Source organism: Mesorhizobium sp. 8 (assembly GCF_006351905.1).
In the GTDB taxonomy this organism is placed as follows: Bacteria; Pseudomonadota; Alphaproteobacteria; order Rhizobiales; family Rhizobiaceae; genus Mesorhizobium; species Mesorhizobium composti.
This window is the reverse complement of the sequence record NZ_CP040914.1, coordinates 2,547,437-2,569,309: the sequence shown is the minus strand read 5'-3', so window position 1 is coordinate 2,569,309 and position 21,873 is coordinate 2,547,437. Positions and strand designations below refer to the sequence as shown.

Below are 21,873 nucleotides of genomic sequence, written 5' to 3'. Positions count from 1 at the left end.
CCGGCCGCTATGCGGGTCTTCTGACGGCGAGCCAGATCGTATGGCGTGCACCGCGCTTGCCGTTGGCGCGGATATTGACCTCTTCGACGGCAAAGCCTGCGCCGGCCAGCCGTCGCGTGAACCCGGCATCCGGAGCCGACGACCAGACCGCCAGCACGCCACCCGGCTTGAGCGCCGCATGGGCCTCAGCAAGGCCGCGATGGCTGTAGAGCGCGTCGTTGCCCTTGTGGACGATGCCTTCGGGGCCGTTGTCGACGTCGAGCAGGATCGCGTCGTAGACGGTGGCGCGGTCGCGGATCAGCAGCCCGACATCGGTCTGCCGGACGCTGACGCGCGGATCGTCGAGGCAGGAGCCGAACACCGTCGCCATCGGGCCGCGCGCCCAGGCGACGACGGCCGGAACGAGCTCGGCCACCACGACCGTGGCGTCGGCACCCAGGGCGTCCAGTGCGGCGCGCAGCGTAAAGCCCATGCCCAGGCCGCCGATGAGGATTCTTGGCGCGTTGCGGCCGTTAATCCTTTCGCACGCCAGCGCGGCGAGGGCTTCCTCGGAACCGGAGAGCCGGCTGTTCATCAGCTCGTTCGTGCCGAGCATGATCGAGAATTCCGTGCCGCGCCGTTTCAGGCGAAGCTCGCCGCCGTCCGGTAGCGGCGCCCTGTCCAACTGGACCCAGGGAATCACGCGGCGACCGCCGGCTGCATCCAGCGCGCGGCGATCAGCCGGTAGGGGATCAGCGCGAAGACAGCGATCAGGAGCTTGACGGACAGGTCGCCGAGCCCCCAGGAGAGCCAGCGCATGGTCTCGACGGAAAACATGCCGAGCAGCGGGGCAGGCTCCAGCGCGAAGGCGTCGCCAGGTCCGATGAAAGCGAAAGTGGCCGAAAACGCGATCGTAAAGAAGATCGCGGTGTCGAAGACGGAGCCGGCCAGCGTGCCGAAGATCGGCGCTCGCCACCAGCTTTGCCGCCTCAGCCAGTTGAACACCGTCACGTCGAGCAGTTGCGCCGTCAGGAAGGCCGCGCCGGAAGAGGCCGCGATGCGCACCAGCCGGTCGGCATGAGTCTCGAATTCGATCCAGCCGGCCTTGAACAGCAGCGGCGGGGCGACGATGGAGGTGACGACCGCCAGCATGAAGCCGACGAAGACGATCCTGCGCGCCACCGCCGGCCCGTAGCGGCGGTTGGCGAGGTCGGTGACGAGGAAGGCGAAGGGATAGGTGAAGGCGCCCCAGGTCAGGATATCGGCCAAGGCCAGACCGCCGAGGCTGCCCTGCATGGGGAACTGCACGAGGATGTTGGAGGCGACGACGACAAGCGCCATGGCCGCCACGAAAGGCAGGTAACGGAACAGGAAATTCATTTTTTTATCCTGGGTTATGGAACCAGTGGGAGCCTGCCCGTCAGGCGCGCTCCCGCAGAGGCGGTCGTCCCCCGCCCAATTCTTTAGGCGGCGGCCTGCTCGGCAACCTTCTTGGCGATCTGCTTCTTCAGCAGGCGGGCGCGCTGCGACAGCTCCTTCTCGTTCGCCTTGGCGAGGAAGGCGTCGAGGCCGCCGCGATGCTCGACCGAACGCAGCGCGTTGGCCGAAATGCGCAGGCGCACGTTCTGGTTCAGCGCTTCCGAGATCAGCGTCACGTTGACGAGGTTCGGCAGGAAACGGCGCCGGGTCTTGTTGTTGGCATGGCTCACATTGTTGCCGGTCAGGACGGCTTTGCCGGTGAGTTCGCAGGCGCGGGACATGTTTGCTACCTTCAGGTTCTGCTCGGGCCAAATCGTGCTGCCGCGCCGGACGGCGCGCGGACTGCTCAAGCGGCCTCATGGAAAAAGTTGGCGTTCCATAGTGGCATTTCGCCGGGGCGTCAAGCACAAGCTGGCGAGGCGAAGGCCGGCCGCTTCACATTGCCGCCGGAATCGCCCCTATATCAAGGGCAATCTTGCAACCGCGAGCATCAGGATCGAGCCGCGCATGTTTCGTCATACCGCCCTGCTTGCCATGCTGGCCGCCGTGTCGCCGGGCGCGATGGCGTATGCGGGCACGTTCCATGGCGAGTACACGGTTTCCTATCTCGGCCTCACCGTCGTCAAGGCCAGCTTCGACAGCCGCTACGACGGCGATAGTTACACCGTGGACGGCCGCGTGGCGGCGGCGGGCCTTGCCCGCCTGTTCGACGACACCACCGGCACGCTGAGGGCGACGGGCAGGGTCACAGGTCAGCGCGTCGTGCCGCAGAGCTTCCGCGCCGACTACACGTCGGGCAAGAAGACGTCGATGCTGGACATCCGCTTTTCCGGCGGTTCCGTCACCTCGACAAAGGTGCTGCCGCCGCCGAAGCCGCACCCGGAGGACTGGGTGGCGATCGACCTCAGTGACCTCAAGGGCGTGCTCGACCCGACCGCCACCACGATCGTGCCGGCCGCCGATCTCGATTCGGTCTGCGGCCGCACGGTCAGGATCTATGACGGCGAGATGCGCGCCAACCTGACGCTCTCCCTTGCCTCCAAGGGCGAGATAGCCGTTCCCGGCTACAAGGGGCCGACGGTGACCTGCCGGATGCAGTTCGAGCCGGTCTCGGGCTACCGCAAGGGACGCAAGGGACTGCAATATCTGAGGACCAAGAGCCATATCCTCGTGACCTTTGCGCCGCTTGGGCAAACCAGCGTATATGCGCCGATCCGCGCCACGGTGGGCACCGAGATCGGCACGCTCACCGTCAACGCGCGACGTTTCGAAACGACGCAGTAAGGCGCCGCGCGCCCTGCGAAGGCCAGGGGGACTGCAAATGGCGCGCGCGACACTGATCGGCTTTTCGGCCATCGCCATGTGGGCGCTGCTGGCGCTTCTGACAGACGCCTCGGGCTCCATGCCGCCGTTCCAGCTTTCGGCGATCTGCTTTGCCATCGGCACCTGTGTCGGGCTTGCCGCGCGCGTTTACGCGCCGCCTGCGCGGCGGGAAAAGATCCCGCCCCAGGTGTGGCTGATCGGCATCGCCGGTCTGTTCGGCTACCACTTCTTCTACTTCACCGCGCTGCGCAACGCGCCAGCGGTGGAAGCGAGCCTCATCGCCTATCTGTGGCCGCTGCTGATCGTGCTGGGCTCGGCGCTGATGCCGGGCGAAAAACTAGCCTGGAACCACGTTGCAGGCGCGCTGCTGGGGCTGGCCGGTACCGTGCTCATCATCACCAAGGGTGGCGGGCTTTCCTTCGATGCGCGCTACGGCTTCGGCTATGCGATGGCAGGGGTGTGCGCCTTCCTGTGGTCAGGCTATTCGCTTCTGTCTCGGCGCTTCCCCTCGGTGCCGACGACGATCGTCACCTGGTTTTGCCTGGCGACGGCTGTGCTCTCGCTCGTCTGTCATCTGCTGCTGGAGGAAACGGTCTGGCCCGCTGGCGCCGGCCAGTGGCTGGCGGTCGTCGGTCTCGGCCTGATGCCGGTGGGGGCAGCCTTCTATGCCTGGGACATCGGCGTCAAGCGCGGCAACATCCAAGTGCTGGGCGCGGCGAGCTACGCCGCACCGCTGCTTTCGACGCTGGTGCTGATCGCGGCAGGCTTCGCCGAGCCAAGCTGGCGCATCCTTGCGGCCTGCGTGCTGATCACTGGTGGCGCGGTGCTGGCGGCAAAGGCGCTGCTGTTCGGTGGACGCAAGGTCGCGGCCGCGGAGGCGGGGCGCTAGGCGGCCAGGATCACCGCTCCGACGCGACCACGGGCTGCCAATCGGGGGCGGCCAGCTCGAAGGCAGAAAAATCGAAACCGGGTGCGACCGTGCAGCCGACCAGCGTCCAGTCGCCCAGGCTTTTAGCCGTCTGCCAGCAGCCGGCGGGGACGACTGCCTGCGGGCGCTGGCCGGCAGCGAGGTCGGGGCCGAGACGATGCTTTTCGACCGGCCGACCCTCCTCGTGGATGGACAGTTCCAGCGGTGCGCCGGCGTAGAAATGCCAGATTTCGGCGGCATCCCTGACGCGATGCCAAGCCGAGACTTGGTCACGCTCCAGCAGGAAATAGATGGCGGTGGAATGGCCGCGTCCGCCTTCGGGAGCGTCGCGAAACGTCTCGACATACCAGCCGCCCTCGGGATGCGGCTTCATGCCGAGGGTTTCGATGACGGCGCGCGCGGTCACGGCCGGCTCAGAAATTGTCCTTGCGGCGGCGGATCTCGGCGAAGACGGCGTCGCTGGACGCCTGCTCCATGCCGAGGTGCCTGCGGATCGACGGGTCCGACCAGCGCAGGAACGGATTGGTGGTCAGTTCGTCGCCTATGGTGGTGGGCAGCGTCGGCCGGCCCGCCTCCCGCAGCGCCTCGACCGTTTTCGCCCGCGCCTGCAGCGCCTTGTTGTCGGGATCGACCGTCAGCGCGAAGCGGGCGTTGGAAAGCGTGTATTCATGGCCGCAATAGACTTTCGTGTCCGGCGGCAGGTCCGACAGATTCTTCAGCGATTCGTACATGACGTCGGGCGGGCATTCGAGCAGCCGCCCGCAGCCGAGCGCGAACAGCGTGTCGGCGGCGAAGACGACGCCGGACTGGGGCATGTAATAGGAAACGTGGCCGGCGGTGTGGCCGGGCGTGTCGATCACCTCGATCTCCTCGTTGCCGAAGCCGATGGTCGAGCCGCCGCGTACGGTGTCGTCGATGCCGGGAATCCTGTCCTTCTCGCCCTCGGGACCGATGATCTTCAGCCCGAATCGCTTCTTCAGGGCAAGGTTGGCCTCGACATGGTCGGCGTGATGATGGGTGATGAGCAGGAGCTTCGGCACCCAGCCGGTCCGCTCGATTGCTGCCAGGATTGGCTTTTCCTCCGGTGCGTCGATCAGCGCGGTGTCGCCGGTCACCGGGTCGCGCATCAGCACGCCGAAATTGTCCTCGCGGCACATGAACTGTTCGATCTCGACGGCCATCCGCCTTCTCCTCTTGCATTCGTCTGTCGAAGTCACAGATAGGGCGGACAGATGCGACTGTCACCCGCCAATGTCGCCGTCGTCGCCTTTGTTGAACTCCACCCGCTTCGCGGATACCGTCCCGCCATGCATTCCGACATCGTCGACCTGCGCTCCTTTTATGCCTCGACGCTCGGCCGGCTGGCGGAGCATTCCATCACCATGGCTCTTTCGTCGGTATGGGTGAGCGTGCCGAACGAACGTCTCGTCGGGCTGGGCTATACGCTGCCCTGGCTGGAACGGTTCGGCGCCGACGCGGAGCGCGTCTTCGCCTTCATGCCGGCGGCGCAGGGCGCGGTGGTGTGGCCGGCGACGGGACCGACATCCACCGCGCTGGTGTTCGAGGAGGACCTGCCGCTTGTCGACGCCTCGGTGGACCGCATGCTGCTTGTCCATTCGCTGGAGCATACCGAGAACCCGCGTGAGACGCTGAACGAAATCTGGCGTGTGCTGTCGCCCGCCGGCCATGTCGTCATCGTCGTGCCCAACCGGCGCGGCATGTGGGCGCGCTTCGAGCACACGCCCTTCGGCACCGGTCGGCCCTATTCGCGCGGCCAACTCGCGGAACTGCTGCGCGAGGCGAACTTCACGCCCGCCGCCTGGGCCGACGGATTGCATTTTCCGCCGTCGCCGCGCCGTTTCATGATGCGCTTCCACAATGTGCTGGAGCGCGGCGGCAGGCGGTTCTGGCCGATCTTCTCGGGCGTGCTGGTGGTGGCGGCGCAGAAGCGGCTCTATCAGGGGGTGCCGGCGGCGCAGCGCGCTTCGCGCAGGGTCTTCGTGCCGGCGCTGTCGCCGCAGGGCGTCACCGGCCTCGGCCGTGTCGGAAACCGTTCGACGCGGCATGGAGCCGATCCCGCATGAATGCGCCCGAGACCACCGAAATCCAGGCGAGCAGCCTGTCCGACCAACTCGCGACCATGCGGCAGGCGCTGGCGGGTTCGCCCATCACCCGCAGGATCGCCTGGGCATCGGCCGCCATCCTCGCCGTCATCGTCGCCACGTCGTTCGGCCAGATTCTGCTCAACCGCTGGAACCAGCCCTTCTACGACGCCATCCAGCGGCGCGACGTGGCCGAATTCCTGCACCAGCTCGTGGTGTTCGCAGCCATCGCCGGCGGCCTGATCCTGCTCAACATCGCGCAGCAATGGCTGAACCAGCGCATCAAGCTCAGGCTGCGCGAGGTGTTGACGACCGATCTCATCGAGGAATGGATGCGGCCGAACCGTGCCTTCCGCCTGACCCATGCCGGTGCCATCGGCGTCAATCCGGACCAGCGCATGCAGCAGGATGCCGGCCATCTCTCCGACCTGACGACGGGCCTTGCCATCGGCTTCGTCCAGGCGCTGATCCTGCTCGTCTCCTTCGTCGGTGTGCTGTGGACCCTGTCGTCCGGCTTCGTCTTCCATGTCGCCGGCCATTCCATCGCCATCCCGGGCTACATGGTGTGGGCGGCCTTCCTCTATGCCGGCCTGGCGTCGCTGATCAGCTGGCTGGTCGGCCGGCCGCTGATCGAATTGAACAGCGATCGCTACACGCGCGAGGCGGAACTGCGGCACTCCATGGTGCGCGTCAACGAGCATATCGACGCCATTGCGCTTGCGGACGGCGAGGGCCAGGAAAAGAAGCGGCTCTCCCTCGACCTCGGCGCCGTGCTCACCGCCATGATGCGGATCTATACGGCGCAGATCAATCTCGCCTGGGTTACCGACACCTATGGCTGGATTACCGTGGTGGCGCCGATTCTCGTCGCCGCGCCCGTCTATTTTGCCGGCGACATCTCGTTCGGCGGGCTGATGATGGCGGTGGGCGCCTTCAACCAGGTGCATTCCTCGCTGAAATGGTTCGTCAACAACATCGGCGCCATCGCCGATTGGCGCGCGACGCTGATGCGCGTGGCCGACTTCCGGCTGGCGCTGACGGAGACGGACACGCTGCACGGCGCCGAAGGCCATATCGAGCTTGCCGAGAACGCCGACGGGTCGATGAGCTTCGAGGGGTTGGAGATCAAGTCGCCCGACGGCTGCACGCGGCTGACCGAGGATCATGTGCGCATCAAGCCGGGCGAGCATGTGTTGGTGAGCGGCGATCCGGGCACCGGCAAGACGCTGTTCTTCCGCGCGCTCGCCGGGCTGTGGCCATGGGGCAGCGGACGCATCGGCATGCCGAAGGGGGAGACGCCGGTGTTCATTCCGCGCACGCCCTATTTCCCGCCGGCGCCGCTGCGCGAGGTGCTCGTGCGTTCGAGCGACGAGGCCCGCAAGGACGACGCGGCCCTCAAGGCGGCTCTCGCCGAGATGGGGCTGGACCATCTTGCCGGCTCGCTCGACCGTTCGGCACGTTGGGAGCACGAGTTGAACGACGACGAGCAGCGGCTTCTGGCCTTCGCGCGGCTGGGACTGGAAAAGCCGCGCTGGATCGTCATCGACGAGGCGCTGGATACGTTCGACGGCGCGACGGTGAAGCGCATTCTCGCCATGCTGGAAAAGCGGCTTCCGGAGGCTGCCGTCGTCAACATCGGCCGCGGCCTTCACAACCACGCTTTTTTCCCGCGCGCACTCGACATCGTCAAGCGCGAGGGCGGCGAGCCGCTGCGGCCGCCGCGCATGCGCGCCGGCGCCATCGAGCCGCCGCCCGCTACGCCCAAGCGCAAGAAGGCGGCATCATCGGTCTGACGGCTGTTCGCCTGTCGTCAGCCCTGCCCGACGTTCTCGATGTCGTACGGCGTCGTCTGGTAGACCTGGTTGATCCAGTTGCCGAACAGAAGATGCGCGTGCGAGCGCCAGCGGTTGAGCGGCGGCTTCGACGGATCGTTGCCGGGATAATATTCATGCGGCACCTCGATGGCGGTGCCGGCGGCCACGTCGCGGTCGTATTCCTCCTTCAGCGAGGTGGAATCGTATTCGATATGGTTGAACATGTAGAGCCGGTTGCCGGCCTTTTCCGACAAAAGGCAGGGACCGGTCCTGTCCGATTCCATCAGCAGTTCCAGTCCGGTATCGGGCTTGATGTCGGCGCTGCGCACCTCCGTCCAGCGCGAGACGGGAATGGCGAAGTCGTCCGAAAAGCCGGCGAGATAGGGCGAGGCGGGCGCGTTGTTCCTGTGGCGGAAGACGCCGAACGCCTTCTTGTCCAGCGTGTATTTCGGCACCTCGTGGAAATGCCACGCCGCCGCCATCGCGCCCCAGCAGATGAAGAAGGAGGAATGGACGTTCGTCCCCGTCCAGTCGAGAATGCGGGTCAACTCGTTCCAGTAGTTCACCTCCTCGAACGCCAGCAGTTCGATGGGTGCGCCGGTGACGATGAAGCCGTCGAACTTGCGATCCCGCACCTCCTCCCAGGTCTGGTAGAAGGCGATCAGGTGTTCTTCCGAGGTGTTCTTGGCCTTGTGGTTGCCGACGCGCACCAGCGTCAGTTCCACCTGCAGCGGCGTGGCGCCCATCAGCCTGGCGAACTGCGTTTCGGTGCGAATCTTGTTGGGCATCAAGTTGAGCAAGCCGATCTGCAAGGGGCGGATGTCCTGTCGTCGCGCCGTCTTCTCGTCCATGATGGACACGCCTTCGCGGGCAAGCACTTCGCGGGCGGGAAGCTGATCGGGGATCTTGATTGGCATGGGACACTCCAACAAAAAGACCGGCGGCGAAATCGCGACCGGCCCCATGGGTTTTTGCCCTCACGGTCCTTTAGCGACTTCTTTAACGTGGCTGCAAGCCGACCGGCAAATCACCACGACGTTCGAAACCGTATCTATGCCTGCGGCGCGGCGTCGTCAACGGGCGCGATTTGGCCCAGCCGCCACCTCTCGACAGCGGCGGCGGCGGCCTGTATTCCCGCAGCGGCTTCCACGGATTTCCGACATGACCAAGGCTGAGCATCAGGCACGTCCAACCCCGCGCGCGGGCATCATGGACATCGAGGCCTATGTGCCGGGCAAGAGCACCGCGCCCGCCGGCGTGAAGCTTTTCAAGCTGTCCTCGAACGAAAACCCGCTCGGCCCCTCGCCCAAGGCGATCGAGGCCGCGCGCGCGGTCGCCGGTCGGCTCGACATCTATCCCGACGGCTCGGCCAGGCGGTTGCGCGAGGCGATCGGCGAGGTGCATGGGCTCAATCCGGCGAACATTGTCTGCTCCAACGGTTCGGACGAAATCCTCGGCCTGCTGACGCAGATCTACCTGTCGCCCGGCGACGAAGCGATTTTCACCGAACACGCCTTCATGGTCTACAAGATCTATGTGCAGGCAGCAGGCGCGAAGCCCGTGGTGGTGAAGGAGACCAACGAGCGGGCCGACGTCGACGCCATGTTGGCGGCGGTGACGCCACGCACGAAGATCGTCTTCCTCGCCAACCCCAACAATCCGACCGGCACCTACCTGCCGTTCGACGAGGTGCGCAGGCTCCATGCCGGCTTGCCGGCAAACGTGCTTTTGATCCTCGACGCCGCTTATGCCGAATATGTCCGGCGCAACGACTACGAGGCGGGAATCGAGCTGGTCGGCTCCAGCGAGAACGTGGTGATGACGCGCACCTTCTCCAAGATCGGCCTCGGCGGTGCGCGGCTGGGCTGGATGTACGGGCCGGCGGCAATCGTCGACGCCGTGAACCGGGTGCGCGGGCCGTTCAACGTGAACGCCACCGCGATCGAGGCCGGCATCGCCTCCATCCGCGATCACGAGCATATTGCACGCAGCGTCGCCCACAACGAGCAGTGGCTCGCCTGGCTCACCGAAGAATTCACCGGGCTGGGGCTGCGCGTGACGCCCAGCGTCGGTAATTTTCTCCTCGTCCATTTCCCCGAAGCCGAAAAGCACTCGGCGGCGAAGGCCGACGATTATCTCACGGCACGCGGCTATATATTGCGGCGCGTTGCCGGCTACGGTTTTCCCAACGCGCTGCGCATGACGGTCGGAACCGAAGAAGCCAATCGCGGCGTCGTCGCCGCACTCTCCGAATTCCTGAAAAGCCAGAACAATGCCTGAACCCCTGTTTGAAAAGATCGCGCTGGTCGGCATCGGCCTGATCGGCTCGTCGCTGGCGCGCGTCATCCACCGCGAGAACCTTGCCCGCCATATCGCCATCGCCACGCGCAGTCCTTCGACGCTGAAGCGGGCCGAGGAACTCGGCCTCGGCGACAGCTATTCGACTGATCTTAGAGAGGCCGTGCGCGACGCTGATCTCGTCATCGTCTCGGTGCCGGTCGGGTCCTCGGCCGAGGTCGCAGAAGAAATCGCGCCGGCGCTGAAGAAGGGGGCGATCCTCACCGACGTCGGCTCGACCAAGGCCTCGGTGATCGCGCAGATGCAGCCTTTCGTGCCGGAAGGCGTGCATTTCATCCCCGGTCATCCGCTGGCCGGCACGGAAAAGTCCGGCCCGGACGCCGGCTTTGCCGAACTGTTCGAGAACCGCTGGTGCATCTTCACGCCGCTGCCCGGCACCGATCCGGCCGCATTGGAAAAACTCTCGGAATTCTGGCGCCGTTGCGGCTCCAACATCGACACGATGGACGCCGAACACCATGACATGGTGCTGGCGATCGTCTCGCACCTGCCGCACATTATCGCCTACAACATCGTCGGCACCGCCGACGACCTGGAATCGGTGGCCAAGGGCGAGGTCATCAAATACGCGGCCTCCGGTTTCCGCGACTTCACCCGCCTTGCCGCCTCCGACCCGACGATGTGGCGCGACGTTTGCCTGCACAACAAGGACGCGATCCTGGAAATGCTGGCGCGTTTCTCCGAGGATCTCGCCTCGCTGCAGCGGGCGATCCGCTGGGGCGACGGGGAGAAGCTGTTCGACCTGTTCACCCGCACGCGCGGCATCCGTCGCTCGATCATCGAGGCCGGCCAGGAAACGGCTGCGCCGGACTTCGGGCGGCACGGTGTGGAGCAGGGGAAGGCAACAGGGGAATAAGGCAGTAGGGCAGTAGGGCAGTAGGGCAGTAGGGCAGTAGGGCAGTAGGGCAGTAGGTATTGGACTTCCTACTGCCGTACCGCCTTATTGCCCTACTGCCCTACTCCCCTATCGCCCCGATCTTCCCCAATGGAATGAACCCCAGCGACGCCTTGCCCTTGGCGATAACCAGCGGCATCGACGGGGAGGAGCCCAGCATGGCAAGGGCTGCGAAGCCCTGCTCGATCTGGCGTTTCTGCTCCGGGATGATGCCGGCAAGCACGGTCGCTACCGCCTTCGGGTTGGTGAGTTTGATGTTCAGCCTGGCGTCGATCAGCCCATCTGCGTCGACAGAGAGAGGACCGGAGAGCGACACCCTCGCCTCGCCGGAGGAAAGCTCGAGGTTGGCGATCTCGATCGACTGGCCGCGCAGGCTTTTCGTGCCTGCCTGCAGCATCGCGACGCCGTTCTTCAGCGTCGCTTCGCCGGCGGCGTCGAAGGGCGGCACCATGCGGCCGCCGATGGCCTCGGCATCGATCTCGACGTCACCGAAACTACCCCTGGCGACGAGATCTTCGCCGCTCGGCCGCAGTTCGGTGTCGGCCTTGCCGGCGCTGAACAGCGAGACCGGGTCGCCGTCTTCCGGATCGGTCTGGCCCGACAGGCCCTCGGCGGTCAGGCTCAGGCTGGCCGGCGTCGGCCAGGACAGGCCGGCGTCGGCCCGCAGGTGATCCCAGTCGATCCACAGCGGTGGCATGCCGGGAGCGGTGGTCCTGAGCGGCCCGCGAAATTCCGCCGATGGCGAGAATGGCCGCAGGATCGTCGCCACCGCGTCCAGCTTGCCGCTGGAAGCGGCGACGGCGCGGGCGTCATCCTCATAGGCGAGACTGTCGCAGGAAACGGCGAAGCGCAGCGGATAGCCGCTGACCGTGAGGTTGGCGCAGTCGGCGTCGATCCCCTTACCGTTCAGCGTGGCGATGGTCTGGGCGGCCTGGCCGCGGACCCTGTCGGCCAGCCAGAACCAGCCGGCGCTGTAGAGGCCGAACGCCATCAGCAGCGCCAGAACCAGCCAGAGCAGGCCGCGACGGCGTGTCTTCGGCGGGGATTGTTCACTTGACGTCATGCTGCCGCTCTCGTTAACGCGGGGAGTGCCGGCGGTTCCGCACGGCGTTCCCTTCCTTGCATACAGGCTTGGCGATATGGGCGATTTTTGGGTTTTTGGCTATGGCTCGCTGATCTGGCGGCCGGGGTTCGAGCATGTCGAGGCGCGCCGGGCGCGGCTTTACGGCTATCGTCGCTCGCTCTGCATCTATTCCTTCGTCCATCGCGGCACGCGCGAGCGGCCGGGGCTGGTGCTGGGGCTGGATCGTGGCGGTTCCTGCGTCGGGCTTGCCTTCCGCGTGCGGGGCGAGCGGCACGACGAGGTGATCGACTATCTGCGCGCGCGAGAACTCGTTACCAACGTCTATCTGGAACGCATGGTGGCGGTGCGGCTGGAAACAGGCGAGACGGTGCCGGCGGTGACCTATGTCGCCGACCGTGCGCATGAACAGTATGCCGGCGCGCTGGACGAGGACAGGGCGGCGGCGGCGGTGCAGGGCGCATCCGGCCAGTCCGGCCGCAACGAAGATTATCTTTCCAGTACGCTGGAGCACCTGGAATCGCTCGGCATCCGCGACCGCTGGCTGGAGGGCGTGGCGCGGCGGCTCGCGCCATCGTGAAACGGCGATCCGGGCAAAACGGAACGTCTTTGCTTGGACTGGGTGGCGGCAGGCAATAGGGTCGGCGGGCAACCAGTCGATTCGATGGACGAACACGGAGAAATATCTTGCAGAAGCGCCGGCTCGGTCGAACAGACCTCGAAATCGCCCCTCTCGTCTTCGGCGGCAACGTGTTCGGCTGGACGGCCGATGAAAGGACATCCTTTTCCCTGCTCGACCGCTTCGTCGAGGCCGGCTTCAACGCCGTCGACACGGCCGACGCCTATTCGCGCTGGGTGCCGGGTAACAAGGGCGGCGAATCGGAAACCATCATCGGCAAGTGGATGAAGGCGCGGGGTAACCGCGAGCGCGTCGTCGTCATCACCAAGGTCGGCTCGGACATGGGGCAGGGCAAGAAGGACCTGTCCGCCGCCCATATCGAGAAGGCCGTCGAGGATTCGCTGAAGCGGCTGCAGATCGACGCCATCGACCTTTACCTGTCGCACTGGCCGGATCCGACGACGCCGCATGAGGAAACGCTGGGCGCCTACCAGAAACTGATCAAGGCCGGCAAGGTGCGAAACATCGGCGCCTCGAACCTTGATGCCGGACAGTTGCGTGCGGCCCTCGACATCGCCCGGCTGCGCGACCTGCCGCGCTACGAAGTGTTGCAGCCGGAATACAATCTCTACGACCGCGCTTCTTACGAGGGGCCGCTGGCCGATCTTTGCGCGGCCGAAGGGCTCGGCGTCATCACCTATTACAGCCTGGCCAGCGGCTTCTTGTCGGGCAAGTACCGTTCGATCGCCGATCTCGGCAAGAGCGCACGCGGCGGCGGGGTGAAGAAATATCTCGACAAGCGAGGCCTGCGCATCCTCGATGCGCTGGATGCGGTGGCGGCCCGGCACAAGGCCAAACCGGCGGAGGTGGCGCTGGCCTGGATCATCGCCCGGCCGGACGTGACCGCGCCGATCGCCAGCGCGACCAGCCTGGAGCAATTGGAGAGCCTGATCCGTTCGGCGTCGCTGCCGCTGTCGGCCGCCGATACAAGAGAACTGGACGACGCCAGCGCCTGAACCTTGCCGCTGCCTACTTCGCCTCGGACGTCAGTTCCGCCAGCCGCTTGACGGCGGTCGGCGGCAGCGGCGGCGGGTTCGGCTGGCGCGATGCCTCGACGAGCAAGGCGTCGCAGGCTGCCTCCGTCTCCGAAATCAGTCGCCGCATGAATTCGTCCTTGCCGAGCCCCGGCGGGATGGCGGGCAGGAAGCGGGCACGAATGGTTCCCGGATAGCGCAGGAACTTGCGGCGCGGCCAGTAGAGGCCGGCGACATGGGCGACCGGCACCACCGGCAGGCCGAGCTGCGTGTAGATCTCGACGATGCCGTACTTGTAGGCGGGTTCGGCGCCGGGCGCGCGGCGCGTGCCTTCGGGATAGATGATGAGTTGGCGCGGGTTGCGCGCCATTTCGGCCCGCGTGGCGGCGGTGACGGCCTTCAGCGCCTTGGAGCGGCTGCCGCGATCGACCGGGATCATGCGCATCTTCTGGATGTACCAGCCGAAGAAGGGAATCCAGGTCAGCTCGCGCTTGAGGATGTAGAGCGGATCTTTCAGGTAGGGGAAGAAGGCGATGGCGTCCCAGAACGACTGATGCTTGGGCGCGAGGATGAAGGAGCCCTCCGGCAGGTTCTCCGTGCCGGCGATGTCGCTTTTCGTGCCGGCGATCACGCGGTAGAGCCACAGGCTGGTTCGCGACCAGAATTTCGGCACGAACCAGGCGCGGTGGCGCGGCGACAGGAAGTAATAGGGCGTCCAGAGGATCATCTGGACGATCAGGCTGACATAGAACGCAAAGTTGAAAGCCAGCGAACGGAGGTAGAGCATCGGTGGGGCTGTCCGGTAGGATTTGCCGTTCGTTACACCAAGGCTGGCGAAAAAGGAAACGGCTATCGGACGGAAGGGGGGCCTGCGCCGGCCAGCGTGACGCCGTCGGGCGTCGGCTTCAACGGTACGATGCCGCGCGCCAGCGCCAGGAGATACTTGTTGTACTCGGTGAACAGCACGCGCAGCGCCTCCGGCTTGGTCAGCCAGTTGCCGTTGCCGAGATCGGAATTGACCACCGGATAGGGTTCCAGCCGGGCGCCGCCCAGCAGCCGGCCGAGCTCCAGCAGGCTGCGCGGCATGTGGTAGTTGTTGGTGACGACGATGATGCTGCCATAGGCGTGGTTCTCCACCCACTTGGCGCTTTCCTCGGCGTTGCCGATGGTGTCGAGCGCGGTGCGGTCGAGGTCGACGCAACAGGAGAACAGCGCCTTGTCGCCGCCCATCGCCTTCTGCAACTGGAAGCGGCTGGCGGAGGGATGGACGCCGCTGATCAGCAGCCGCTGTCCCTTGCCCGATTCGAGCAGTTCCATCGCCGCGTCGAGCCGCGCCTGGCCACCGGTCAGAACGATGATGGCATCGGCCTTTTGCGGATCGGCCGGTGTCGACAGGTGGGCGACATGGCTGGCGAACCAGCCGAAGCCGACGACGAAGCAGGCGGCGACCAGGACCATGCAGCCGAGTGCAATCCGCACGACGGCGCGGCCCGGCAGGCGTGCGCCATCGACCGCCGCCGGCGCGGTGTCCGCCGTGTCGATCGAATCCTGCCCCTTCATGCTCACATGGTTAACTCCGAATTGCGGCCTTTGGTAGGTCGCAGCCGTCGTTTGGTTGCGCCAGGTCAAATCCATCGGCGATCTGCCCTATCCGGTATCGGTCTGGCGAGCATCGAGGTCGCTGAGGAAGGCCACGACCGTGGCGTGCGAGGTCGCCGCAGTCAAAATGCCGATGACCAGCACCATCAGGAAGACGCCGAGATAGCCGGCCCAGCCGATGGCGAAATGGCCGAACAGCGCGGTCGCCTGGTCGGCCTGCGGGGTCGCCATGTTGCGCGACGACCACCAGGAAAAGACGATGAAGACGAGGATCGCCGCCGCGCCGCCGGCAGCCGCGCCTTTCATGCCGGTCAAAAGGAAATGGCGTCGGAATTCGCGGGCGATGAAGCGCGCCTCGGCGCCGACGAAATGCAGCACCTCGATAATGTGGCCGTTGCCGGCCATGGCGCCGCGTGTGGCGAAGACGACGGTCAGCACCGTCGCCGCTAGCATCAGCGCCAGCACCGCGATGCCGATGGCGACCGTGGTGCGCGCCATGGCGACCAGCCGGTCCACCCAGGTGCGGTGGTCGTCCAGCCCCGCCGTCGGCAGCTTGCCGGCGAGCGCTGTCCTCAAGGCTGTGAAATCCGGCGGGTTTGCCTCGTCGATGGTGACGATGACCAGACGCGGCACCGGCAGCGCCTCGATGTCCAGCCCGGCGCCCAGCCAGGGTTCGAGAAGACGCGCGGTGGCGTCGCGGTCGACGATGCGGGTGCCGGTCACGCCCGGCGTCGCGGCGGCGATCCCGGCGGCGGTGGCGAGGGCTGCTTCCATGTCCAGCCCGTCGGCCGGCTTGATCTGGATCGTCGCCTCGCGCGAGATCTGGTTCTCCCACACCGAGGCGGTGTCGCGCACCAGCGTCACCGCGCCGAAGGTGAGGCACGACAGGAAAGTCATGATGGCGATGACCAGCACCAGCGCCCGTCCGGCGATGTTGCCGGCCGGCACGATGGGGGCGCTGCGCCGCTGGATGCGCTCGCGCGTCTCGAGGCGTCCGGCGCCGCTCTCTTCGGGGTGGTCGGCGGACAGGTCAGTCATAGATGTCCAGCCTTCCGCCCGAGAGAATCAGCCGGCGCGCGTCGACCTGGTCCATCAGGCCGAGGTCGTGCGTGGCGATGACGACGGCGGTGCCCAGCCGGTTCAGTTCGATGAACAGGCGCAGCAGGCGGCGAGCAAGCTGCGGGTCGACATTGCCCGTCGGCTCGTCGGCCAGCAGGATCTCCGGCTGCTCGATCAGGGCGCGGGCGATGGCGGTGCGCTGCTTTTCGCCGCCGGAGAGTACCGGCGGCAGGACGTGCATGCGCTCGCCCAGTCCCACCCATTTCAGCAGTTCGGTCACGTCGGTGCGGTAGCTGGATTCCTCGCGCCCGCGCACGCGCAGCGGCAGCGCTACGTTCTCGTAGGTCGTCATGTGGTCGAGCAGGCGGAAATCCTGGAATACGACGCCGATGCGCCGGCGCAGCAGCGGCAGTTCCGAGCGCGGGATGCGGGCGCGGTCCTTGCCGAAGACGGTGATCAGCCCGCGTGTCGGCTTCAACGACAGGAAAAGCAGGCGGAGCAGCGTCGTCTTGCCGGCGCCGGACGGCCCGCTGAGGAACTGGAACGAGCGCTCCGGTATCTGCAGGGTGATGTCGCGGAGGATTTCCGGACCCATGCCATAGCGGAGGCCGACATTTTCGAAGCGGATCACGTTCGACGACCTGGGTGATTGCGTGGCGGCGCGCCGCCCGTTTCTACGAAAAGACCATCGGGCGGCATGGTTAACGGGCGGTTAAATTGTGGCTCTGGCGGGTGCGTCAAAGTCTCTCCGGTCGGGAAGCGTTAACCAATTCCGTTTACGAAAAACGCAATATGGCACTATCAGGGACAATCTCGGGCGCAAGGGCGCACAGGCGGACGGCACGCCCGGTTTCCGGCGAAATCATGGCCGCGGCCGCATTCGATGGCGTGGCGCCGCGCCGCGCCGTTGATCCCGCCGATGTCGTCGACGCCGACTACGAGATCGTGCGGCCCGGCAGGCCGGAGCCTGTCCCGGCGGTGAAGGTCGAGACTGCGCAGGCATCGCCGCGCGTCGGCATGGATATGCTGCGCAAGGAAAAGACGGAACCGGAACGACGGACGCCGGTTCGTGGCGGCCCGCTGTTCTGGATCACCGGCATCGGCATCGCGCTCGCCGCCTTCTGGGTCTCGGGCGGGCATGCGCTCGTGCGCGATTCGGGGCTGTTCTCCGGGCCGCAGGCGGTGCAGGCCGCTTTCAGCGTGACCGGCGTCAGGTCGCGCTTCGACGTGTCAGGAACCAAGCCCGTGCTGCTCGTCGACGGCGAGGCCGCCAACGAGGGCGGGGAGGCTGGCGTCCTGCCGCCGCTGGAAATCCGTGTCGCCGCGTCCGACGGCCGCGTGACGCGCTATACGCTGGGGACATCCGGCCGCATTCTGGCTGCCGGCGAAAGATTCGCCTTTTCCAGCCGATTGGACGTGCCTAAGAACGGCGTAGGGACCGTATCGGTCACGTTCGCCGAATAGGTCGGCCGAGGTTTGGCCGAACCGGATCTCACAAACCCTGAGCGATAGGGGAAGACGCAGCATGCCAGTCGTTCGCGGCAAGTCCATCGAGGTGCTGTTTTCGGCGTCGGCGATCGCCCAGCGCAATCTGGAGCTGGCCAAGGAGATCGCCTCGCGCGACTACCACGACCTTTTGGTCATCTCGGTCCTGAAGGGGTCGTTCATCTTCGCCGCCGACCTCATCCGCGCCATGCACGATGCCGGTCTTGCGCCGGAGGTCGAGTTCATCTTCATCTCCAGCTACGGCGCTGGTACCAGCAGTGGCGAGGTGAGGGTGCTGCGCGACATCGACAACGAGGTCGCCGGGCGCGACGTGCTGTTGATCGACGACATCCTGGAATCGGGCAAGACGCTGAAGTTCACCCGCGAGCTGATGTTGTCGCGCGGCGCCAAAAGCTGCTCGATCGCCGTGCTGCTCGACAAGCGCATGCGCCGCCAGACCACGCTGAACGCCGACTATGTCGGCTTCGACTGCCCGGATTTCTTCGTTGTCGGCTACGGCATGGACGTCGGGCACGCTTTTCGCGAGTTACCCTTTGTCGGCATCGTGCGCGGCGACGCGTGAAATCCCGTGAGGCCGGGCCGGAATCAGCAAAAGTTTAACGCTTAGCCGCCATGGTGCGCGCCATGGCAAAGCTTCTGATCGTCGAGGACGACGAATCCGTCCGCACACTCGCAGCCCGCGCGCTCGAACGCGCCGGGCACCAGATCGATGTCGCCGCCGACGGCGCGGCCGGACTGGCCTCGATCCGCGCGGCGGCTGGCGGCTACGACCTCGTCGTTTCCGACATCCGCATGCCGGAGATGGATGGCATCGAGATGGCGAAGGCGGCGGCCGCCGCCTATCCGGCGATGCGCATCATGCTGGTCACCGGCTATGCCGACCAGCGCGAGCGCGCCGAGGAACTCAACGGCATCATCCGCGACGTCGTTCAGAAGCCGTTCACGCTCGCCGAAATCCGCGAGCGGGTGAGTCGCGCGCTGAACTGAACGGCGGATATCGAACCGCTGCCCGGAATTACGAAGCCGGTTCCGCCTCTGCACCCTGTCCGTCCGCTTCTTCCCAGAAGGTCAGCCGGTTGCCGAAGGGATCGGCGACGGTGACTTCCCTGGTCTGCCATGGTGTGTGTTCCAAGCCCGGCCGCGCGAAGCGGTATCCCTTCCCGATCAACTCCTGATGGAGGCCCGCCACGTCCTGCGTGCGGATGCGAACGGCGGAACCCGGGGTGCCGTCGCCATGATGTTCGCTCAGGTGGAGGACGCAGGCATCGCGCGAGATGCCGACGTAGAGCGGCGCGTTGTCGTCGAAGCGGTGCTCCCAGTCGATCGTGAAGCCAAGGAAGCCGACATAGAACTCATGCGCCTTGGCCACGTCGAAGATGCGCAGGATGGGCGTTACGTTGCCGAGCTTCGTCATCGTTCACCATCGCCGGAAAGAATGCCCTAGCGACCAGGGTTCGGATCGCGCCCTACTTCAACTCCAGCAGGCGTTCCAGGTAACTGCGCTCGACGTCGGGTGAGAGCGCGTTGCCCAGCCGCTTGCGGATGGCTTCGAGGATCTGGCGCGCGCGCTGCACGTCGATCTCATCCGGCACCTTCACCGAATCGCCGAAGTCCGGGCCTTCGGTGGCGCGGGGACGGCCGAGCGGGTCGCGGTCGGCATTCTGCTGGCGGCCGCCTGCCTGCGCGCCGCCCTCGTCGCCCTGCATGGCCTGCAACTGCTGCATCATGTCCTGCGCGCCCTTGCGCAGGGCTTCCAGCGCCCGGCCCTGATGGCCGACGGCGCCGTTGCCGTCTGCGTCGCCGAGCGAGCGTTCGGCACTGCCCATTTCCTTGCCGGCATCGCCGAAACCCTGGTTCGGCTGCATACCCATGCCTTCCAGGCTCTTGCCGAGCTGTTCCAGGTCCTTCTGCAGCTTGCCCTGGCCCTCCTGCAGCTGCTTCAAGGCATCGGCGAATTCCTGCGGCGTCATCGGTTTTTCGCCGCCCTGCTGGCCTTGCTGGCCGTTCTGCGGCTGGTCCTGCTCGCCAGGCATGCCCTGGTTCTCGCCGAACTCCTGCTCGTCGCCCTGCTGGCCGGGCTGCATGCGGTCCATGCGGAAGGTTTCGTTCATCATCTCCTGCTGGCGGCGCATGATCTCGCCCAGCTTGTCCATCTGCTGGCGCATCTCGCTCTGGCCCTGCCTCTGCTGCTGCTGACGGCCGGCCTGCAGGTTGTTCATCATGTCTTCCAGCTGTGACAAGAGCTGCTGCGCCTTGTCGCGGTCGCCCGACTTCGCCAGATTCTCGATCTGGTCCATCATCCGCTCGAGGTCGCGCTGGCTGAGTTCCCTGGCGCCGTCGGGCATGCGCGGGGCGTTCCTGTCGTTGGGATGGCGCTCGGCGAATTCTCGCAGGAAATCCTGCATCGCCTGGCGCAATTCCTTCATCGCCTTGTCGATCTCCTCGTCGCTGGCGCCGTTCTTCAACAGGTCCTGCAGGTTCTGCTGCGCCTGCCTGAGCTTCCTCTCGGCCGCCGACAGGTCGCCTTCCTCGATGCCGAGCGCGATGTCCCACATGTAGGAAACGACGTCGCGCAACTGGTCGTCGCTGTCGGCCAGCTTGAGCCGGCTGCGGGCGCTCATGATGGCCAGGTAATGCGCCATGTTGTCGAACGTATCCTCCGGACGCAGCGTGATGGCGTCCATCAGGTCGAGCACGTGCGGCCGGGCATTGGCATCGAGCCCAAGCAGGCGCCGCTGCTCGATCACGGCGCGCGCCAGCGGGTTGGTGAAAGGCCGCTCCGGCATGGTGAGCGTCTTGGTCTCGCTGCGGGCGACCTGGCCGGCGTCGTCGGTCGCCTCCAGCGTCAGCCGGATGGTCGAGCCGGCCCAGACATGCTCGGTCAGGTCCTTGGTGGTGCGGGCGGCATTGGCCTTGCCGCCGCGGCGCGGCAGGGAAAGCGGCATTTCCGGCACGGGATAGAGCGGGCGTGCACCCGGCGCCGGCGGATCGGCGAGCGCGAAGTCGGCTCGTGCCGCGGCCGCGCCGTAGTCATCGTCGATCTGGTAGTTCAGTTCCATCGTGCCGTTGGCTGCGCGCTTCGGCTCGCCGACGAACCGGATTTGTGGTGCGGTGTCCGGTACGACGGCGAAACGCCAGCGGCCGCGCTCGGTCTCGCCGGATTTCAGGACGAGTTCGCCGTCCGTATTGAGCTTGCCGGCGAACTGGCGAACGGCCGGACCTGTCGCGGGTGCGCCGGTGCTTCCTGCTCCGGGCGTGTTGGCGGCAGTCGCCTTGGGTTGTGCGGCCTCGATCTGGCGGGTGTTGCCGCCGGTGTCCCGATAGCCCAAGGTCTCGTCGCCTGCGCCGCCGGTGACCCGCAGGGTGACGTCGCTGCCCTGCGGTACGGTGAAGGCGCTGGCGCCCTGGTTGGCGTCGGCGGTGAGGAAAATCGGCGGCTTGCCGGTATAGGCCGGCGGTGTCACCCAGGCGTCGATGCGTGGTGGCACGGCTTCGGCCGTCGGCCGCTGGCGGAAGGCATCGGCGATGCTGCCGCCGTGCGGGCCGACGGAGAAGGCAAGCGCTGCAACGAAGACGAGTGCCGCGACCGCGCGCAGAGCCCAGGGGTCGCGATCCGGCACGCGCGGGCGCGGCAGGTCTGCGCCGAGACGGTTAAGACGGGCCGCCATGCGGCGCTGGTGCTCATCCCACAACGCCTGCGAGAAGGCCGAGCCGTGGCCGCTCGGCCGGTCGGTGCGGACCTGCAAGGGCGTGTGCGGCAGGGCGTTTGCAGCCTCGATGCGGCGGTCCACTTCGGCGGCCGTCGGCAGGCGGAAGAAACGCAAGGGATAGAGAGCGGCCAGCGCGGCCAGTGCAAAGCCTGTCACGACGACGAGGCGCACGGTATCCGACAGGCGAGGGAACAGGCCGAACCAGGCAAAGCTGAGGAAAAGGACGGCGACAATGACGAACGGCAGTACAAGTGGCCAGCCGCGCTCGACGATGATGGCGGCGCGCGTGAGCGTACGGCTGGCGGCAAGCCGCGCCGCGAGATGCCTTCCGGTGCTGACTGCGGGTCGTTCCGTCATCGGCCCTTGTTCGCCGCCGGTCTTGGGGTG

24 protein-coding genes and 1 riboswitch are annotated in these 21,873 nt (G+C 66.3%); of the genes, 11 read left to right on the top strand and 13 right to left on the bottom strand.

Features of this window, described 5'->3' with window-relative positions:
- Positions 1-7 precede the first annotated feature (7 nt).
- The 3 genes from FGU64_RS12450 to rpmB all read right to left on the bottom strand — a co-directional run bounded on the left by FGU64_RS12450 (position 8) and on the right by rpmB (position 1,739).
- Positions 8-682, bottom strand: a complete 675-nt coding sequence (locus FGU64_RS12450) for a hypothetical protein (protein ID WP_139953541.1) — start codon at positions 680-682, stop codon at positions 8-10.
- On the bottom strand, positions 679-1,359 hold the full coding sequence (locus tag FGU64_RS12445) for a queuosine precursor transporter (protein WP_139953540.1): 681 nt from the start codon (positions 1,357-1,359) through the stop codon (positions 679-681). The genes FGU64_RS12450 and FGU64_RS12445 overlap by 4 nt, the downstream gene beginning before the upstream one ends.
- 83 nt (positions 1,360-1,442) lie before the next feature.
- On the bottom strand, positions 1,443-1,739 hold the full coding sequence (rpmB, locus tag FGU64_RS12440) for a 50S ribosomal protein L28 (RefSeq protein ID WP_139953539.1): 297 nt from the start codon (positions 1,737-1,739) through the stop codon (positions 1,443-1,445).
- A 226-nt stretch (positions 1,740-1,965) separates the two neighbouring features.
- Here rpmB and FGU64_RS12435 point away from each other — a divergent pair, with 226 nt between their 5' ends.
- Together FGU64_RS12435 and FGU64_RS12430 are read left to right on the top strand one after the other, a co-directional pair.
- Positions 1,966-2,742: a DUF3108 domain-containing protein gene (locus tag FGU64_RS12435; protein ID WP_139953538.1), complete on the top strand. Its 777-nt coding sequence runs from the start codon at positions 1,966-1,968 to the stop codon at positions 2,740-2,742.
- Between the two features lie 37 nt (positions 2,743-2,779).
- A complete protein-coding gene (locus FGU64_RS12430) occupies positions 2,780-3,670 on the top strand; it encodes an EamA family transporter (protein WP_139953537.1) in 891 nt (296 codons plus the stop codon).
- Between the two features lie 10 nt (positions 3,671-3,680).
- Here the strand turns inward: FGU64_RS12430 and FGU64_RS12425 are convergent, their stop codons facing one another.
- Positions 3,681-4,130 carry a cupin domain-containing protein gene (locus FGU64_RS12425; RefSeq protein ID WP_180375715.1) on the bottom strand — a complete coding sequence of 150 codons (450 nt, stop codon included), beginning with the start codon at positions 4,128-4,130 and terminating at the stop codon, positions 3,681-3,683.
- Positions 4,123-4,890, bottom strand: coding sequence for a hydroxyacylglutathione hydrolase (gene gloB, locus FGU64_RS12420; protein WP_139953536.1), 768 nt, complete (start codon positions 4,888-4,890; stop codon positions 4,123-4,125). The genes FGU64_RS12425 and gloB overlap by 8 nt, the downstream gene beginning before the upstream one ends.
- Before the next feature lie 126 nt (positions 4,891-5,016).
- On the opposite strand from gloB, the gene FGU64_RS12415 reads away from it, so the two are divergent.
- Both FGU64_RS12415 and FGU64_RS12410 read left to right on the top strand, forming a co-directional pair.
- Positions 5,017-5,793 (top strand): methyltransferase domain-containing protein, encoded by a 777-nt coding sequence (locus FGU64_RS12415; RefSeq protein ID WP_139955369.1) that lies wholly within the window; start codon positions 5,017-5,019, stop codon positions 5,791-5,793.
- Positions 5,790-7,604, top strand: a complete 1,815-nt coding sequence (locus FGU64_RS12410) for an ABC transporter ATP-binding protein/permease (protein WP_139953535.1) — start codon at positions 5,790-5,792, stop codon at positions 7,602-7,604. Before FGU64_RS12415 ends, FGU64_RS12410 begins: the two co-directional genes overlap by 4 nt.
- Before the next feature lie 17 nt (positions 7,605-7,621).
- On the opposite strand, the gene metA is transcribed toward FGU64_RS12410, so the two are convergent.
- Positions 7,622-8,542: a homoserine O-succinyltransferase gene (metA, locus tag FGU64_RS12405; RefSeq protein WP_139953534.1), complete on the bottom strand. Its 921-nt coding sequence runs from the start codon at positions 8,540-8,542 to the stop codon at positions 7,622-7,624.
- 50 nt (positions 8,543-8,592) lie between these two features.
- A riboswitch (SAM riboswitch) is annotated at positions 8,593-8,669 on the bottom strand.
- 117 nt (positions 8,670-8,786) lie between these two features.
- Here metA and hisC point away from each other — a divergent pair.
- Both hisC and FGU64_RS12395 read left to right on the top strand, forming a co-directional pair.
- A complete protein-coding gene (gene hisC, locus FGU64_RS12400; RefSeq protein WP_139953533.1) occupies positions 8,787-9,905 on the top strand; it encodes a histidinol-phosphate transaminase in 1,119 nt (372 codons plus the stop codon).
- Entirely contained in the window at positions 9,898-10,839 is a 942-nt protein-coding gene (locus tag FGU64_RS12395) for a prephenate/arogenate dehydrogenase family protein (RefSeq protein ID WP_180375522.1), read from the top strand. The genes hisC and FGU64_RS12395 overlap by 8 nt, the downstream gene beginning before the upstream one ends.
- 100 nt (positions 10,840-10,939) lie before the next feature.
- Here FGU64_RS12395 and FGU64_RS12390 read toward each other — a convergent pair whose 3' ends face one another.
- Positions 10,940-11,941: a DUF2125 domain-containing protein gene (locus FGU64_RS12390; protein WP_139953532.1), complete on the bottom strand. Its 1,002-nt coding sequence runs from the start codon at positions 11,939-11,941 to the stop codon at positions 10,940-10,942.
- A gap of 76 nt (positions 11,942-12,017) precedes the next feature.
- Between FGU64_RS12390 and FGU64_RS12385 the strand changes: the two genes are divergently transcribed.
- Positions 12,018-12,539, top strand: a complete 522-nt coding sequence (locus tag FGU64_RS12385; RefSeq protein ID WP_139953531.1) for a gamma-glutamylcyclotransferase — start codon at positions 12,018-12,020, stop codon at positions 12,537-12,539.
- A gap of 107 nt (positions 12,540-12,646) precedes the next feature.
- Entirely contained in the window at positions 12,647-13,594 is a 948-nt protein-coding gene (locus FGU64_RS12380; RefSeq protein ID WP_139953530.1) for an aldo/keto reductase, read from the top strand.
- A 13-nt stretch (positions 13,595-13,607) separates the two neighbouring features.
- Here FGU64_RS12380 and FGU64_RS12375 read toward each other — a convergent pair whose 3' ends face one another.
- From FGU64_RS12375 to ftsE, 4 genes are all read right to left on the bottom strand, one after another.
- Positions 13,608-14,399 (bottom strand): 1-acyl-sn-glycerol-3-phosphate acyltransferase, encoded by a 792-nt coding sequence (locus FGU64_RS12375; RefSeq protein ID WP_139953529.1) that lies wholly within the window; start codon positions 14,397-14,399, stop codon positions 13,608-13,610.
- Between the two features lie 62 nt (positions 14,400-14,461).
- The gene (locus tag FGU64_RS12370; protein ID WP_246671344.1) at positions 14,462-15,070 is read right to left on the bottom strand and encodes a YdcF family protein; all 609 of its coding nucleotides are present in this window, start codon (positions 15,068-15,070) and stop codon (positions 14,462-14,464) included.
- Between the two features lie 189 nt (positions 15,071-15,259).
- The gene (locus FGU64_RS12365) at positions 15,260-16,249 is read right to left on the bottom strand and encodes an ABC transporter permease (protein WP_139953528.1); all 990 of its coding nucleotides are present in this window, start codon (positions 16,247-16,249) and stop codon (positions 15,260-15,262) included.
- Positions 16,242-16,901 (bottom strand): cell division ATP-binding protein FtsE, encoded by a 660-nt coding sequence (gene ftsE, locus FGU64_RS12360; RefSeq protein ID WP_136357150.1) that lies wholly within the window; start codon positions 16,899-16,901, stop codon positions 16,242-16,244. Before ftsE ends, FGU64_RS12365 begins: the two co-directional genes overlap by 8 nt.
- A 233-nt stretch (positions 16,902-17,134) precedes the next feature.
- Between ftsE and FGU64_RS12355 the strand changes: the two genes are divergently transcribed.
- The 3 genes from FGU64_RS12355 to FGU64_RS12345 all read left to right on the top strand — a co-directional run bounded on the left by FGU64_RS12355 (position 17,135) and on the right by FGU64_RS12345 (position 18,763).
- The gene (locus tag FGU64_RS12355; protein ID WP_246671109.1) at positions 17,135-17,734 is read left to right on the top strand and encodes a hypothetical protein; all 600 of its coding nucleotides are present in this window, start codon (positions 17,135-17,137) and stop codon (positions 17,732-17,734) included.
- 61 nt (positions 17,735-17,795) lie between these two features.
- Positions 17,796-18,338, top strand: a complete 543-nt coding sequence (hpt, locus tag FGU64_RS12350; protein WP_136357154.1) for a hypoxanthine phosphoribosyltransferase — start codon at positions 17,796-17,798, stop codon at positions 18,336-18,338.
- Between the two features lie 62 nt (positions 18,339-18,400).
- Entirely contained in the window at positions 18,401-18,763 is a 363-nt protein-coding gene (locus FGU64_RS12345) for a response regulator (RefSeq protein ID WP_168734505.1), read from the top strand.
- Positions 18,764-18,791: 28 nt separating this feature from the next.
- Here the strand turns inward: FGU64_RS12345 and FGU64_RS12340 are convergent, their stop codons facing one another.
- Together FGU64_RS12340 and FGU64_RS12335 are read right to left on the bottom strand one after the other, a co-directional pair.
- Positions 18,792-19,190, bottom strand: a complete 399-nt coding sequence (locus FGU64_RS12340) for a glyoxalase superfamily protein (RefSeq protein WP_139953526.1) — start codon at positions 19,188-19,190, stop codon at positions 18,792-18,794.
- A gap of 52 nt (positions 19,191-19,242) precedes the next feature.
- A complete protein-coding gene (locus tag FGU64_RS12335) occupies positions 19,243-21,843 on the bottom strand; it encodes a TIGR02302 family protein (protein WP_139953525.1) in 2,601 nt (866 codons plus the stop codon).
- Positions 21,844-21,873: the final 30 nt, after the last annotated feature.

Excerpts from the sequence above, each read along its gene's own strand:
- FGU64_RS12445 (WP_139953540.1), bottom strand. The coding sequence starts at position 1,359 with ATGAATTTCCTGTTCCGTTACCTGCCTTTCGTGGCGGCCATGGCGCTT.
- rpmB (WP_139953539.1), bottom strand. The coding sequence starts at position 1,739 with ATGTCCCGCGCCTGCGAACTCACCGGCAAAGCCGTCCTGACCGGCAAC.
- FGU64_RS12435 (WP_139953538.1), top strand. The coding sequence starts at position 1,966 with ATGTTTCGTCATACCGCCCTGCTTGCCATGCTGGCCGCCGTGTCGCCG.
- FGU64_RS12430 (WP_139953537.1), top strand. The coding sequence starts at position 2,780 with ATGGCGCGCGCGACACTGATCGGCTTTTCGGCCATCGCCATGTGGGCG.
- gloB (WP_139953536.1), bottom strand. The coding sequence starts at position 4,890 with ATGGCCGTCGAGATCGAACAGTTCATGTGCCGCGAGGACAATTTCGGC.
- FGU64_RS12415 (WP_139955369.1), top strand. The coding sequence starts at position 5,017 with ATGCATTCCGACATCGTCGACCTGCGCTCCTTTTATGCCTCGACGCTC.
- FGU64_RS12410 (WP_139953535.1), top strand. The coding sequence starts at position 5,790 with ATGAATGCGCCCGAGACCACCGAAATCCAGGCGAGCAGCCTGTCCGAC.
- metA (WP_139953534.1), bottom strand. The coding sequence starts at position 8,542 with ATGCCAATCAAGATCCCCGATCAGCTTCCCGCCCGCGAAGTGCTTGCC.
- hisC (WP_139953533.1), top strand. The coding sequence starts at position 8,787 with ATGACCAAGGCTGAGCATCAGGCACGTCCAACCCCGCGCGCGGGCATC.
- FGU64_RS12395 (WP_180375522.1), top strand. The coding sequence starts at position 9,898 with ATGCCTGAACCCCTGTTTGAAAAGATCGCGCTGGTCGGCATCGGCCTG.
- FGU64_RS12390 (WP_139953532.1), bottom strand. The coding sequence starts at position 11,941 with ATGACGTCAAGTGAACAATCCCCGCCGAAGACACGCCGTCGCGGCCTG.
- FGU64_RS12385 (WP_139953531.1), top strand. The coding sequence starts at position 12,018 with ATGGGCGATTTTTGGGTTTTTGGCTATGGCTCGCTGATCTGGCGGCCG.
- FGU64_RS12375 (WP_139953529.1), bottom strand. The coding sequence starts at position 14,399 with ATGCTCTACCTCCGTTCGCTGGCTTTCAACTTTGCGTTCTATGTCAGC.
- FGU64_RS12370 (WP_246671344.1), bottom strand. The coding sequence starts at position 15,070 with ATGGTCCTGGTCGCCGCCTGCTTCGTCGTCGGCTTCGGCTGGTTCGCC.
- FGU64_RS12365 (WP_139953528.1), bottom strand. The coding sequence starts at position 16,249 with ATGACTGACCTGTCCGCCGACCACCCCGAAGAGAGCGGCGCCGGACGC.
- FGU64_RS12355 (WP_246671109.1), top strand. The coding sequence starts at position 17,135 with ATGGCCGCGGCCGCATTCGATGGCGTGGCGCCGCGCCGCGCCGTTGAT.
- hpt (WP_136357154.1), top strand. The coding sequence starts at position 17,796 with ATGCCAGTCGTTCGCGGCAAGTCCATCGAGGTGCTGTTTTCGGCGTCG.
- FGU64_RS12345 (WP_168734505.1), top strand. The coding sequence starts at position 18,401 with ATGGCAAAGCTTCTGATCGTCGAGGACGACGAATCCGTCCGCACACTC.
- FGU64_RS12340 (WP_139953526.1), bottom strand. The coding sequence starts at position 19,190 with ATGACGAAGCTCGGCAACGTAACGCCCATCCTGCGCATCTTCGACGTG.
- FGU64_RS12335 (WP_139953525.1), bottom strand. The coding sequence starts at position 21,843 with ATGACGGAACGACCCGCAGTCAGCACCGGAAGGCATCTCGCGGCGCGG.